The sequence below is a fragment of the Pseudomonas sp. HMSC063H08 genome (genome assembly GCF_001813645.1).
Classification (GTDB): Bacteria; Pseudomonadota; Gammaproteobacteria; order Pseudomonadales; family Pseudomonadaceae; genus Pseudomonas; species Pseudomonas aeruginosa.
This window is the reverse complement of the sequence record NZ_KV813624.1, coordinates 25,669-38,178: the sequence shown is the minus strand read 5'-3', so window position 1 is coordinate 38,178 and position 12,510 is coordinate 25,669. Positions and strand designations below refer to the sequence as shown.

General features: G+C 65.7%; 12 protein-coding genes and 1 pseudogene. 9 read left to right on the top strand and 4 right to left on the bottom strand.

Annotated features, from left to right (window positions below; all coding sequences use genetic code 11):
• Positions 1 to 1,056: pseudogene (gene pctC, locus HMPREF2924_RS31920) on the bottom strand (methyl-accepting chemotaxis protein PctC); the annotation flags it as partial.
• Between the two features lie 188 nt (positions 1,057 to 1,244).
• Positions 1,245 to 1,457, bottom strand: coding sequence for a type 4b pilus Flp major pilin (gene flp, locus HMPREF2924_RS31915; RefSeq protein ID WP_003093864.1), 213 nt, complete (start codon positions 1,455 to 1,457; stop codon positions 1,245 to 1,247).
• Positions 1,458 to 1,866: 409 nt separating this feature from the next.
• Here flp and rcpC point away from each other — a divergent pair, with 409 nt between their 5' ends.
• From rcpC to tadG, 9 genes are read left to right on the top strand one after another with little or no spacing between them, the layout of a single operon-like run.
• Entirely contained in the window at positions 1,867 to 2,778 is a 912-nt protein-coding gene (gene rcpC, locus HMPREF2924_RS31910) for a type 4b pilus Flp biogenesis protein RcpC (protein WP_003134589.1), read from the top strand.
• A 13-nt stretch (positions 2,779 to 2,791) separates the two neighbouring features.
• Complete coding sequence (gene rcpA / locus HMPREF2924_RS31905) at positions 2,792 to 4,042, top strand: type 4b pilus Flp secretin RcpA (RefSeq protein ID WP_003110119.1); 1,251 nt, start codon at positions 2,792 to 2,794, stop codon at positions 4,040 to 4,042.
• Between the two features lie 9 nt (positions 4,043 to 4,051).
• Positions 4,052 to 5,236, top strand: coding sequence for a type 4b pilus Flp biogenesis protein TadZ (gene tadZ / locus HMPREF2924_RS31900; RefSeq protein WP_003093855.1), 1,185 nt, complete (start codon positions 4,052 to 4,054; stop codon positions 5,234 to 5,236).
• The gene (gene tadA, locus HMPREF2924_RS31895) at positions 5,233 to 6,498 is read left to right on the top strand and encodes a type 4b pilus Flp biogenesis ATPase TadA (RefSeq protein ID WP_003093851.1); all 1,266 of its coding nucleotides are present in this window, start codon (positions 5,233 to 5,235) and stop codon (positions 6,496 to 6,498) included. Before tadZ ends, tadA begins: the two co-directional genes overlap by 4 nt.
• Positions 6,495 to 7,379: a type 4b pilus Flp biogenesis protein TadB gene (tadB, locus tag HMPREF2924_RS31890; RefSeq protein ID WP_003093848.1), complete on the top strand. Its 885-nt coding sequence runs from the start codon at positions 6,495 to 6,497 to the stop codon at positions 7,377 to 7,379. The genes tadA and tadB overlap by 4 nt, the downstream gene beginning before the upstream one ends.
• A 9-nt stretch (positions 7,380 to 7,388) precedes the next feature.
• Complete coding sequence (gene tadC / locus HMPREF2924_RS31885) at positions 7,389 to 8,300, top strand: type 4b pilus Flp biogenesis protein TadC (RefSeq protein ID WP_003103955.1); 912 nt, start codon at positions 7,389 to 7,391, stop codon at positions 8,298 to 8,300.
• The gene (gene tadD / locus HMPREF2924_RS31880; RefSeq protein ID WP_003134587.1) at positions 8,297 to 9,034 is read left to right on the top strand and encodes a type 4b pilus Flp biogenesis protein TadD; all 738 of its coding nucleotides are present in this window, start codon (positions 8,297 to 8,299) and stop codon (positions 9,032 to 9,034) included. The genes tadC and tadD overlap by 4 nt, the downstream gene beginning before the upstream one ends.
• Before the next feature lie 22 nt (positions 9,035 to 9,056).
• Positions 9,057 to 9,341, top strand: a complete 285-nt coding sequence (locus tag HMPREF2924_RS31875) for a DUF3613 domain-containing protein (protein WP_003103957.1) — start codon at positions 9,057 to 9,059, stop codon at positions 9,339 to 9,341.
• 24 nt (positions 9,342 to 9,365) lie between these two features.
• Positions 9,366 to 11,036, top strand: a complete 1,671-nt coding sequence (tadG, locus tag HMPREF2924_RS31870; protein ID WP_003110117.1) for a type 4b pilus Flp biogenesis protein TadG — start codon at positions 9,366 to 9,368, stop codon at positions 11,034 to 11,036.
• A gap of 25 nt (positions 11,037 to 11,061) precedes the next feature.
• Here tadG and pprB read toward each other — a convergent pair whose 3' ends face one another.
• Complete coding sequence (gene pprB / locus HMPREF2924_RS31865; protein ID WP_003103959.1) at positions 11,062 to 11,889, bottom strand: two-component response regulator PprB; 828 nt, start codon at positions 11,887 to 11,889, stop codon at positions 11,062 to 11,064.
• 120 nt (positions 11,890 to 12,009) lie between these two features.
• Positions 12,010 to 12,492 (bottom strand): type 4b pilus Flp prepilin peptidase, encoded by a 483-nt coding sequence (fppA, locus tag HMPREF2924_RS31860; RefSeq protein WP_003110115.1) that lies wholly within the window; start codon positions 12,490 to 12,492, stop codon positions 12,010 to 12,012.
• Positions 12,493 to 12,510 lie beyond the last annotated feature (18 nt).

Sequence of the window (12,510 nt, the reverse complement as noted above, 5' to 3'; positions counted from 1 at the left end):
TTCGTGGATACGCTCGACGAAGCGGTTGAAGGCATTGGCCAACGTACCGAATTCATCGTTGCTGGTGACCCGCAGGCGCTTGGTCAGGTCGCCTTCGCCCTGGGCGATGTCCTGCATGGCGCGGCCCATGTCGGTGAGCGGCTGCATCAGTACGCGGATCAGCATGCCGAGGAGAAGCATGATGCCGACCACCGCGATCAGCGTGGCGACGATCGCCGAAGTGCGGAATTCGCTGAGCATCGAATAGGCGGTGTCGCGGTCGAGGACCAGGGCGACGTACCAGGTCACGCCGGGCAGTCCCTTCACCGGGGTGAAGGAAACGAACTGGCTGCGGCCGTCGAGTTCCACCTCGTGGACCCCGGGGTCGATGTTCGGTGCGCCCTTGGGATAGGCTTCGGCGAGGGTCTTCAGGACCAGCCCGGAGTCGGGGTGGAGGAGGATCTTGCCGGCGTCGCTGACCAGGAAGGCGTAGCCGGCACCATCGAACTTCAGGGAATTGAGGATCGCGGTCAGGGTCTCCAGCTTCATGTCGCCGGCGGCGACGCCCAGCAGTTGACCGGCGTGCCGCACCGGCAGCGACATGGCGAGGATCTGCTCGCCGGTGCCGGCATCGACGAAGGGTTCGGTGACGATAAGCCGGTCGGCCGCCAGCGCGTCCTTGTACCAGGCGCGGGTACGTGGGTCGTAACCTTCCGGCATGGCGTCGTAGGGGCGCATGGTGAAGGCGCCGCTGGCCGCCTCGCCAAGATAGACCGACGCGAAATTGCGGCTGAAGACGGGCTGTTCCAGTTGCCTTGCGATATTCGCCTCGTCGGGCTGCTCGAGCAGCGCCAGTTGCGAGGCCAGGCCTTCCACCAGGTGCATGCGGCCTTCCAGCCAGCTCTGGATGTTGCTGGCGGTCAGGGTGCCGATTTCCCCGAGGTAGTTTTCCGTGTCCGTGCGCACGGCCTCGCGCTGTCGGTAATCGTTGTAGAGGATGAAGCAGGTGAAGGCGAAAACCACCACCAATGCGGCGGCGAGAAGGATTTTCTTGGCAAACGACAGCGAGCGAAGCATGAGCGATGCGTCCTGGCAAAAGCCTCAAGAAGGGCGGGGAGCCCAGGCCACCAGGTAGGGAGCTTGCGGGGGAAAGCCATGATCCAGCGCCTGAACGGCCGGCTTTGTAGCACAGTGCCAGCATAAAGGCAAAATAGTGGCGCCATGAAAATGGCGCCACTGGAGGGAAATCGCTCTGGAAGAGGACGTCAGTCCGGAGCCAGTCCGCCGACTTTGGTGCCGACGCCGTCGAAGAAGGCTTTCAGACCGCCGACGATACCGCTGTCCGTGGGACTCAATACGGCAATCAGAGCCACCGCGATCAAACCGGCGATAACCGCGTATTCGATGGCGTTTGCCCCTTCTTCGTCCGCCAGGAATGCGCGAACTTTGCAATACACGAACAGGGTCAGGTTCTTCATTCTTGTTTGCTCCTCGAACGCGGCAATCACCGAGACAGAGCCCTGCCTCCACGCTGAGGCTAGGCCGATGATGGCGTTTTGCAACAACTAAATGGCATTAGTAGGAGTGGATTAGTCGCAAGGTTATATGGCGGGTTACAAGGCTTGGACTACATCTAATGACAAATTGACATTGATTATCCCGAGTCTAGATTCAGGCCTATCGTCGCAAGTTCGAAGTTATGAACTTTGGTTCTTGAATAACGACTGTCGCCAGTCGATAACCCCAATGTACCTGCCATGGAAAGCCAGTCCCGGAGTATGGCCATGACACGGACAGCGAGACGCCCGTTTTTCTTTTCCGATCATCGGCGATCGCCGGTGATTTTCCGTTCATCGACCTGTCCGGACGCATAGCAGGGGTCTGCCCATGAATAGCAAGGTGCTGATGGCCCTGGCCGGCCTGCTGCTGCTCGGTGCGGTGCTGCTCGGATACCTCGGCGTATCCATCGGCCGCGCGCCATCGAACGCGCATGCTCCATCCGTGGCGCCGGCTTCGGCGGCGGTGGACGCTTCGCTGGAAAAGCTCGAACGCAAGCCGGTGCTGGTGGCCAGTCGCGATCTCCCGGCGCTGGCGGTGATCGGCAAGGACGACCTGAGCGTCGAGCTGTTGCGGACCGCACCGGTCGGTAGCTACGACAGGCCCGAGGCGTTGCTCGGCAAGCGGGTCTGGGTCGCGGTGCCGGCCGGCAGCATTCTTTCCGCCGCGACCCTAGAACCCGGCGGTCCGCTGGCCCGGACCATCCGTCCGGACGAGCGGGCGATGGCGATCGCTGTGGACGAAGTGGTCGGCGGCGGCGGCTTCGTCCTGCCCGGCGACTATGTCGACGTGATGCTCTTCGTGCGTGACGAGCGGGACGGCGAATCGACCCCGCTGGCGCAACTGGTGTTGCCCGGAGTCCGGGTACTGACCTACGGCGAGCGCATCGCCGTGGGCAGCGATGGGCAGGACCGCTCGAACCAGGAAAAGGACCCGCGTCCGCCGCGTACCGCGGTGCTGGCGGTACCGGAGGACGGCGTGGCGCGGCTGATGCTGGCGAGCCAGGCCGGTTCGCTGCGCCTGGCCATCCGCAGCAAGGACGAAGAACTCTACCGCAGGGAGCAGGAAGGCGCGCTGCTGCAAGCGTCGCTGGGCGCGCCGAGCGCGGCGCTGAGCCTCGACCAACTGCTGGAGCGCCGCAAACCGACGGCGCCGAGCGTGCGCAGCGCGGCTCCGCGCGTGCCGGTGGCCAACGGGGTCACGGTCTACCGTGGCAGCGCCATGACCCATGAAGCGCCTTGAGGGGAGCCGGCATATGCATCGGAGCACCGGGATAGGCGTGTCGCGCTGGCTGGGAGGGCTGCTGGGGGTGGCGTTGGCGCTGCCGGCACTGGCTTTGCCGCAGGGCTGCATCGAGTTGCTGGCGCAGGCGCCGCGGGTCGATGTCGTCCAGGGGCAACAGCGTGACCTGCGCCTGGCGGTGCCGATCGAACGGCTGGCCATCGGCGATCCGAAGATCGCCGACGTACAGTTGCTGGATCGTCGCGGCTTCCTGGTCACCGGCAAGGAACAGGGCTCCACCAGCCTGCTGATCTGGACCGGCTGCAGTCCCGAGCCGTTGCGCAGCCTGGTGGAGGTCGAGGGACGCGGTAGCGTCGATACCCGCGGTGCTCCAGCGTTCACCGCCGGCGCCGCGGAGGAGCTACCGAACCAGGTGCAGACCGATATCCGCTTCGTCGAGGTCAGCCGCAGCAAGCTGAAGCAGGCCAGCACCTCGTTCGTCCGGCGCGGCGGCAACCTCTGGGTGCTCGGTGCGCCAGGCAGCCTCGGCGACATCAAGGTCAATGCCGACGGCAGCGGCCTGGGCGGCACCTTCGGCACCGGCAGCTCGGGATTCAACCTGATCTTCGGCGGCGGCAAGTGGTTGAGCTTCATGAATGCCCTGGAGGGCAGCGGCTTCGCCTATACCCTGGCGCGCCCGAGCCTGGTGGCGATGAGCGGGCAGAGCGCGTCGTTCCTCGCCGGCGGCGAGTTTCCGATCCCGGTGCCGAACGGCACCAACGACAACGTCACCATCGAATACAAGGAGTTCGGCATCCGTCTGACCCTCACCCCGACGGTGATGAACAACCGCCGCATCGCTCTCAAGGTGGCGCCGGAGGTCAGCGAACTGGACTACAGCGCCGGCATCCAGAGCGGCGGGGTGGCGGTGCCGGCACTGCGCGTCCGGCGCACCGACACCAGCGTGATGCTGGCCGACGGCGAGAGCTTCGTGATCAGCGGGCTGACCAGCAGCAACTCGGTGAGCAACGTCGACAAGTTTCCCTGGCTGGGCGACATCCCGATCCTCGGTGCGTTCTTCCGCTCGACCAAGCTGGACAAGGACGACCGCGAGCTGCTGATGATTGTCACCCCGCACCTGGTCCAGCCGCTGGCCGCCGACGCACAGTTGCCGGACCTGCCCGGCGAGGGCCTGCGGCACTACGATCCGGGGTTCTCGCGCCTGTACTTCCTCGAGCGCGGCGAGTACGACGGCCAGCAGAACGACACCGGTCTGTCGGATTAGGAGGCGCGCATGAACCAGAACTTCGTGGCGCTGACCCAGCATCCCGGCGAACTCGACTGGTTGCAGAACAGCCTGGCGTCCGCCGGCCAGGTGGTGCCGGCAGGCAGCGCCAGCCTGGAGGAGTTGCTGGCGCTGCTCGACGTCACCGCCGCCGGGGTGCTGTTCATCAGCCTCGGCAAGAGCAACCTGGTGTCCCAGGGCGCGCTGGTCGAGGGATTGGTATCGGCGCGGCCGATGCTCTCGGTGGTGGCCATCGGCGACGGCCTGGACAACCAGTTGGTGCTGGCGGCGATGCGCGCCGGCGCGCGCGACTTCATCACCTACGGCGCCCGCGCCAGCGAGCTGACCGGGCTGATCCGGCGCCTCGGCGGACGCCTGCCCAGCGTGCCGGTGAGCGCGGCGCGCCAGGGCGAGCTGCTGACCCTGGTCAGCGCCCGACCGGATGCCGACGGCGCCTTCGTCGCCTTGCACCTGGCCAAGGCGTTGCAGGAGCAGACGCCGAACCAGGTCCTGCTGCTGGACGTCGGCCAGCCCACCGGCGAGGCGCTGGCGATCCTCGGCCTGGACTCGGCCTTCACCTTCAGCGACGCCTTGCGCAACCTGCGGCGCCTCGACCAGACCCTGATCGACAGCGCCTTCACCCGCCTCGACAGCGGCCTGCGGATACTCAGCCTGACCGACGAGCCCGGCGTGCTGGAGCGAGTCACCACCGCCGAACTCTATCTGTTGCTGGGCAACCTGCGCGGGGCGTTCAGCCATGTGGTGGTCAACCTCACCGGGCTGCCCGAGGGCGAGCTGAGCAACCAGTTGCTGGTGCAGGCCAACCGCGTGCTGTGGATGGTCGACCAGAGCGTGCCGTCCTGCAAGAAGGGCCTGGAGCGCCTGCGCCGCCTGCGCGAGCGCAACCTGCCGTTGCCCTCCATCGAGTTGCTGATCGAGCGCTACCTGCCCAATGTGGCGCCGGACCAGCAGGCCCTCAGCCGGATGTTCGACCTCGATCTGTTCGGTGTCCTGCCGTTGTCCCCGGAATCGCGCCTGCGCGCGAAGAACCTCGGCAAGAGCCTGTTCGAGGTGGCGCCGCGCGACCCATTGGCGGCCAAGCTGCGGCAACTGGCGGACAGCCTGTGCGTGACACGCGGCGAGCGCCGTTCGCTGTTGTCCTGGCTCGGCCGGGCCAAGGCGGCGCTGCTATGAGCACGGGATTCGGCGCGCGTCCTGACGGCGGTGCCTTCCACTACCGCCAGGAGCAGGACATCCAGGCGCTGAAGCTGCGCCTGCACCGCTACATCATCGACGAGATCGACGAAGACGGCATGAACCTGCTGGAGGGCGCGCGCTCCGCCGTGGTCCAGTACGTCTCGGAAAAGGTCTGCGAATACGGCTCGCGCCATCAACTGGCGATCTCCCGCTACGAACTGGACCGCCTGGCCGAAGAGGTGGTCGACGAACTCACCGGCTTCGGCCCGCTGGAGATCCTCCTGCGCGATCCCGGCGTCTCGGAAATCCTCGTCAACGGACCGGGCCGGGTGTTCGTCGAGCGGGAAGGGCGGCTCTACCAGAGCGACCTGCGCTTCATCGACGACCACCATGTGCTGCGGGTGATCCAGCGTATCCTCGCGCCCCTCGGCCGACGCCTGGACGAGTCCAGCCCGATGGTCGACGCGCGCCTGCCGGACGGCAGCCGGGTCAACGCGATCATTCCCCCGGTGGCGCTGGACGGGCCGTGCATCTCGATCCGCAAGTTCAGCCAGGAGCTGCTGCGCAGTGCCGACCTGCTGGCCTACCAGAGCGTCGACGAAGCCTTGCTCGAGTTCCTCCGCCAGGCGGTCTCGCGCCGCTGCAACATCCTCATCAGTGGCGGCACCGGCACCGGCAAGACCACCTTGCTCAACGTCATCAGCGGCTTCATCGACGAACGCGAGCGGATCGTCACCATCGAGGACACCGCCGAGCTGCAACTCGGCCACGACCACGTGGTGCGCCTGGAGACCCGTCCGCCGAACGCCGAGGGCTACGGCGAGGTGACCGCCCGCGACCTGATCCGCAACGCCCTGCGGATGCGCCCGGACCGGATCATCCTCGGCGAGATCCGCGGCGTCGAGGTGCTCGACGTGCTGCAGGCGATGAACACCGGCCACGACGGCTCGATGAGCACGGTGCACGCCAACTCGGCGATGGATTCGCTGCTGCGCATGGAGATGCTGGTCGGCCTGACCGGCAACAGGCTGCCGGAGCAGACCTTGCGCCTGATGATCTGCGCCGCGCTGGACGTGGTGGTGCAGATCACCCGCCTGGCCAGCGGTCGGCGTTGCATCAGCGAAGTGCTGGAGGTGCTGGAGGTGCGCGACGGCGTGTACGTCACCAATACCCTGTTCAGTCTCGACCGGCGCGGTAGCGGGCAGTTCGTCCGCCAGGCCGCGCCGGTCGGGCAGAAATTCCGCCAGGCGCTGCTGTGAACGGCGCGCAACTGCTGGTGCTGTTCAGCGGCGTGCTGGCTTTCGCCGCGCTGGCCCTGGCGTTCATGGGCTGGCGCGCCGGGCGCAACGAACTGGTGGTTGAACGGCTGCTGGGACGCCAGGAGGCGGTCGCGGTGCGGCCGCGCAGCAGTCACTGGCTGGCTCGCCAGATGCGTCGCGCCGGTATCCAGCGCCCGCGCCCGTGGTTGTTCGGGGCGGCAGTGCTCGCGCTGCTGCTGGTCTGGAGCGGATTGCGCCTGTTCGGCATCGTCGGTGCGCTAGGCGGCCTGCTACTGGCGGCGCTGTCCTGCCGCGTCGCCCTGGGCATGCTCTACCAGCGCCGCCTGAAGCGAATGATCCGGCAGATGCCGCGCTTCCTAGACCAGGTGGTGCGCAGCCTGCACGCCGGGCGCACGCTGGGCGACGCGCTGATGCAGGCGGTGGAGAACGCCGAGGAGCCGCTGCGCGACATCTTCACCCTGGCACGCAACCACGTGCTTCTCGGCATCCACCTGCCGGAGGCGTTGCAGGAAGTCGCCGAACTCTACGAGGTGGAGGAACTGCGCATCCTCGCCCTGGGTGTCTCGGTCAACCACCGTTATGGCGGCAATACCAGCGACCTACTGGACAGCATCGTCAAGCTCATCCACGAGCGCGAGAAGCTCAGCCGGCAGTTGCACGCGATGACCGGCGAGACACGGATCAGCGCCTATGTCCTGGCCGGCGTACCGAGCGCCCTGGGCGGCTACATCCTGGCGAGCAACCCGGGCTATCTGCTGAACATGTGGGCCGACGGCACCGGGCGTTTCCTGCTGCTGGCCTCGCTCGGGCTGCAACTGCTCGGCTGCTATGCGCTGTGGCGCATGCTCAAGAGCGTCTAGGAGGTGGCCATGCAGGCACAGTGGCTGATTTTCGCGGCGCTCCTGATGGCGGTCGGCGGTGCCTTGTTGCTGTTGCTCCAGGCGCGCAACGGCAGCCGCGAGCAGCGCCTGATCGAGAGGCGCCTGGGAGCGCTGGCCAACCCTGGCGGCTCGACCAGGTGGCTGGCCGGCATGACCGAGCGGATGGACGACAGCTTCTGGGTGCGGCGCCTGCAACTGATGGACAGCGAGGCCCGCCAGTTGCTGCAACAGGCCGGCTGGCACGAGAGTCGCTACCGGACCCTGTACCTGATTTCGGTGTTCCTCACGCCGCTGCTGTTCGTTCTCCTGGTCTTGCTGGTCAAGCTGCTGCGCGCCGAGAGCGAGGCGTCCTACGCGGTGCCGCTGCTGTTCGCCGCCGGCATCGGTTTCCTCCTGCCCAAGCAGGTGCTCAAGCACTTCGCCAAGGCGCGCCGGGCGCTGATCGCCGACGAGATGATCCTGTTCGTGCAACTGATCCGCATCCTCTTCGATGCCGGCCTGACCGTGGAGCAGACGCTGCGCGTGGTCTGCCTGGAAGGCCGCGGGATCACCCCGCAACTGGCCCGCGAGCTGGACCTGGCGCTGACCCGTGCCGACAACGGCATCGACCTGGCGGAAGAGCTGGAGGCGCTTGCCCGGCGCCTGCAGGTGGACCCGCTGAACGACTGCTGCGGCGTGCTACGGCAGATGTTGCGCCAGGGCGGCAGTGCGCGCAGCACCCTGCTGACGCTCAAGCAACTGTTCGAAGACCGGCGCCTGACCACCTTGCAGGAACGCATCGGCAAGCTGTCGGCGAAGATGAGCCTGGTGATGATGGTGCTGCTGTTCCCGGCGCTGCTGATCGTCCTCGCCGGTCCGGGCGTCATCGCCATCACCAAGGCCTTGGGAGGACTGGGATGAAAGCACTGATCGGTATCGGCCTGTGCGCCGCCCTGCTCGGCGGTTGCGCCGCGCTGCCGGGGCGGGACGGCCCACGGGAGTGTTCGCAGCAGCTCGGCCAGGAGCAGGAACTGCAGATGAACATGGTCCGCGACATGATCCGCGAGGGCCGCCTGCATGCGGCCCTGGCCAACCTGGAAAGCATGCCGCCGGGGTTGCTCGACGTGCGCGAGGAAAGGGCGCTGATCCTGCGCCGGATCGGCGACCCGCGGGCCAGGGCCGAGTACCAGGCCCTACTGGAAACCTGCAAGGCAGCCGAGGCGCACCACGGCCTCGGCCTGCTCGCCCTGCGCAATGGCGACAGCGCCCGGGCGGTCCTCGAGCTGCGCGAGGCGGCGCGCCTGCGGCCGACCGAGAGCCGCTTCCGCAACGACCTGGGGGTCGCCCTGCTCAAGCGCGGCGACCGTGTCGGCGCGCGCTTCGAATTCATCACTGCGCTGGAGTTGCAGCAGGGCGGCAAGCTACCGGCGACCAACCTGCTCGGCCTGCTGTACCTGCAAGGCGACCGGGAAGATGCGCAGCGCCTGATCGAGCGTTTGCAGCTGGATGCCCGGGACATCCGCGCGGCCGAGGCGCGGGCGCGCAGTTGGGGTGCCGTACCGACACCCGGCGCGGCGCCGGCAAGCGACGACCCGCTGGCGGAACTGCCGGCGGAGGCGAATATGCATACCGCGATGGCCAACGAGGCGTCCTGAGCCGGCGCCGGAGAGGTGAACCATGCACGAGCGAATCCTGTTCGGCGTCTTGCTGCTCCTGTCCGGCCCGGCCTGGGCCGCGGACACGCCGGCGGTCCGTCCCGCCGCGCCAGCGACGGCCGAACCGCAGACCGCCACCCGCGCCTGGCTGGCCATCCAGGCGAGCGGCCGGGCCGCCAGCCCGGTTCGGCAAAGCGCGACCGCCGCCGAGCGCCAGCGGGCCTACCAGCGCTACCTGAAAAGCTATGAGCACGAGATTCCCGAGTACCTGCTGGAAGATCGTGGCTTCGGCGAGAGCAAGAACTGACGGTTCCTGGCGGAGGGGCAGGGCATGAACGGATGGCCTGCAAGACAGCGCGGGGCGATCGGCATCCTGGCGGCGACCACCCTGCTGCTGGCCTTGATCTGCCTGTTGCTGGTGGTGGATACCGGGCGGCTCTACCTGGAGCAGCGCAACCTGCAGCGAGTGGCGGACGTGGCGGCGCTGGAGAGTGCCTCCCAGGGAGCCTTGTGCGGCGACCAGAGTTCTGCCCAGGCGACGTCTTTCGCCAAGGCCAGCGCGATGCTCAACGGGTTCGATGCGGACGCCGCCGGCTCCAGCCTGTCGGCGGAGGTCGGCGGCGTGCTGAGTGCCGGCGGCCTGCGCAGTTTCATAGCCAGCGCGTCGAACGCGGCTGCCGCCAACGAGGCGGTGCATGTCGAGGTGACCAAGAGCGTTCCCGGCAGCCTGGTCGCCAACCTCGGGGGACTGTTCGGCGGCGGCAATGCCAACGTCGATCTCCGCGCAGAGGCCGTGGCGCGACGCCTGCCGAACGCCACGATTTCCGCAGGTACGGGGCTGGCCAGCGTGAACAGTGGCCAATCGGCGTTGCTCAACCCCATCCTGAGCGGATTGCTGGGCACCCACATCGATCTCTCCGCGGCGGCCTACAACGGTATCGCCGACGCGAAGCTCAGTGTGCTGGACATTCTCGGCGCGGATGGAATGGGCTTGATCGGGGTCGATACCAGCCTGGGGACCATCGAACAGTTGTTGAATACCAACGTCGGCTTGCAGCAGGTACTCGCCGCCAGCGTGAACGTCCTGGCGAAGAACGGCGTAGCCTCGGTCGAGGCCCTGAGAACGCAATTGGTGGGGGTAAAGTCGGCCACGTTGAAACTGGGAGACTTGCTGGGGCTGAGCGCCGGCGAGGTGAACAGCATGTCGCAGCTGGATACGGCGATCAATGCGCTGGATCTCATCATGGCGGTTGCCCAGGTCGCCAACAAGAATTCCGCGGTCGCCGTGAACCTGGGCATCCCCGGATTGGCCAATGCACGGCTCACGGTCGTAGAGCCGAAGAGGATCGTCTCCGGGCCGCCAGGGCAGGATGAGAGCGGTGCCTGGCGCACGGAGGTGCGCCAGTCCCAGGTACGACTTACGGCGGACATCGATTCCGGGTTCCTGTCCATTCTCGCCACCACGAAACTGCAACTGGCCATCGAAGGCGCGTCGGGAGCCGTCTGGCTGAAAAGCATGGCCTGTACCCGCCCGGATACCGCGTTGGACTTCGGTTGGAGAAGCAGCGGAGCGACGATAAAGATCGGCAGTTCGGCCAACATCGATCAGGTCGGCTCGATTCTGGTGCTTGGCGGCTTGGTGCGATTGGATCTCAAGCTCGATACCTCAATCGCCGGCAGCTCGGGCGATACGCGATTCAACGTGAAAGCCGACGGTTCCGATCTCGTCCAGAGCCGCAGGTTGCCGGAAAGCGGCTTTCTCGCCAGTACCCTGAAAACCAGCATCAACGTCAATCCCGTGGTGCTCGGACTGTGCTTGCCTTTGCTGTGCGGCTCGACGGCGCTCACCGACCTCATCGTGAATTCCGTGGTGGCACCTCTGGTCGATGGGCTGCTGACGCCGATCCTGAATCTGGTCCTGCCCTTGCTGGGGGTACAACTTGGATACATCGACGCGGAGATTCTGAAGGTCGATGTCGGCAGGGCGGAACTGCTGATCTAGCAGGTCCGCCGGGCCATCGCGCCTGTCAGTGCACCACCGCTCCGCTGCCCTGCTGCATCGCCGCAGGCGACAGGGCCAGCGCCAGTTGTGTGCGGTTGTGCATATGCATCAGGCGCAGCACCTGGGAGACGTACAGCTTCACCGTGTTCTCGGTGATGCCCAGTTCGTAGGCGATCTGGTAGTTGGTCAGGCCCTTGCTCACCAGCCGCGCCACCGCCTGCTGGCGGGGCGACAGCTTGCCGAACAGCGGATTGCTCGGGGACACCTGGCTTTCCGCGACCGACGCCGGCGGCGCGGACGGCTGGCTGTCTTCGCTCTTGAGGGCACTCGGCTGGCTGTTGCCGTGTACCTCGTACTTGATCTTGTGGATATCGCGGTAGATCGAGTTCAGCGATTCGGCGAGGTATTCCAGGCGCTGGTTGACGTGGCTCAGGCTCAACTGGCTGCGGACGCGCTCGTGCAGGCGGTTCTCCAGGCGTTCGAGGCCATGCAGCAGTTCCTGCGGCGCCACCGGTTTCTGGTAGTAGTCGGCGGCGCCGACCCGCATGGCCTCGATCACTTCCTGGCGGCCATCGTGACCGGTGAGGATGATCGATTCGAAGAACCTGCCGTTGCCGGCGACTTCCTTGAGGCTCTCGATCAGGCGGATACCGTTGTCCTGCCCCAGGTAGAGGTCGCAGATGACCAGGCCGATGTTCGGGTCGGCCTGGAAGCTGGCGATCGCCGACTCCCGGTGGGTGCTGGTTACGCAACGGTAGCCACTGTTTTCCAGCAGTTCGCGGAGTTCCGAGGTCACCTGGGGTTCATCATCGATGATCAAGACGCTGAAATGCCGCGAGGCCGGTTTGTCCATGGTCATACGCTCCATTTGCTTATTTTGTTTTTAACAGGGGACGTGCATTGGAATGCAGCCATACCGAATGGTATTAGCCATAAGCATATAGTCGCTAAGTGAGGTCTTCCGCAAGTTTACTCAGATAATTTTACTGATAATCAGATGTGCCAAAAGGCCGGCGCTCATGGCGAATATAAAAGGGAATGACTTGTTTTTTGACGGTGCCCTTCGAAGGCGAACTTCTTCATTCATTGCGGACTTTTCTACCGAACGTTTGAATAACTTTACGAGGATGAATAGCGCGATGCACAGCAGGCAGCCGAAGGCCAGGCTATAGAGCACCGTAAGTGGGTCGCTGGCCAGCCCCAGTGCGGCCAGGTACTTGACGTCGGCGGCGCCGAGCCTGCCGAGAAGGTAGCCGGGAAGGCTGAGGCAGACGCCTATAAAAAGTGCGGTCATTGCCATATTAACCGTAGCGCCGGTCAGGCTTGACTCTTTCACATATAAATAAACAAAGGAAATAAGAAAACCGCCCAGGATAAGCCAGTTGGAGACGCGCAAACGTTTGATGTCCTGATATCCGCAAACGCTTGCCCACAAGGCCAGTGCTAATTGTTCCATCCTGTTCTTCAGCCTTTT

What these genes read in the sequence shown, in the direction of transcription:
- flp (WP_003093864.1), bottom strand. Translation starts at nt 1,457, where the DNA reads ATGAAGAACCTGACCCTGTTCGTGTATTGCAAAGTTCGCGCATTCCTG.
- rcpC (WP_003134589.1), top strand. Translation starts at nt 1,867, where the DNA reads ATGAATAGCAAGGTGCTGATGGCCCTGGCCGGCCTGCTGCTGCTCGGT.
- rcpA (WP_003110119.1), top strand. Translation starts at nt 2,792, where the DNA reads ATGCATCGGAGCACCGGGATAGGCGTGTCGCGCTGGCTGGGAGGGCTG.
- tadZ (WP_003093855.1), top strand. Translation starts at nt 4,052, where the DNA reads ATGAACCAGAACTTCGTGGCGCTGACCCAGCATCCCGGCGAACTCGAC.
- tadA (WP_003093851.1), top strand. Translation starts at nt 5,233, where the DNA reads ATGAGCACGGGATTCGGCGCGCGTCCTGACGGCGGTGCCTTCCACTAC.
- tadC (WP_003103955.1), top strand. Translation starts at nt 7,389, where the DNA reads ATGCAGGCACAGTGGCTGATTTTCGCGGCGCTCCTGATGGCGGTCGGC.
- tadD (WP_003134587.1), top strand. Translation starts at nt 8,297, where the DNA reads ATGAAAGCACTGATCGGTATCGGCCTGTGCGCCGCCCTGCTCGGCGGT.
- HMPREF2924_RS31875 (WP_003103957.1), top strand. Translation starts at nt 9,057, where the DNA reads ATGCACGAGCGAATCCTGTTCGGCGTCTTGCTGCTCCTGTCCGGCCCG.
- tadG (WP_003110117.1), top strand. Translation starts at nt 9,366, where the DNA reads ATGAACGGATGGCCTGCAAGACAGCGCGGGGCGATCGGCATCCTGGCG.
- pprB (WP_003103959.1), bottom strand. Translation starts at nt 11,889, where the DNA reads ATGGACAAACCGGCCTCGCGGCATTTCAGCGTCTTGATCATCGATGAT.
- fppA (WP_003110115.1), bottom strand. Translation starts at nt 12,492, where the DNA reads ATGGAACAATTAGCACTGGCCTTGTGGGCAAGCGTTTGCGGATATCAG.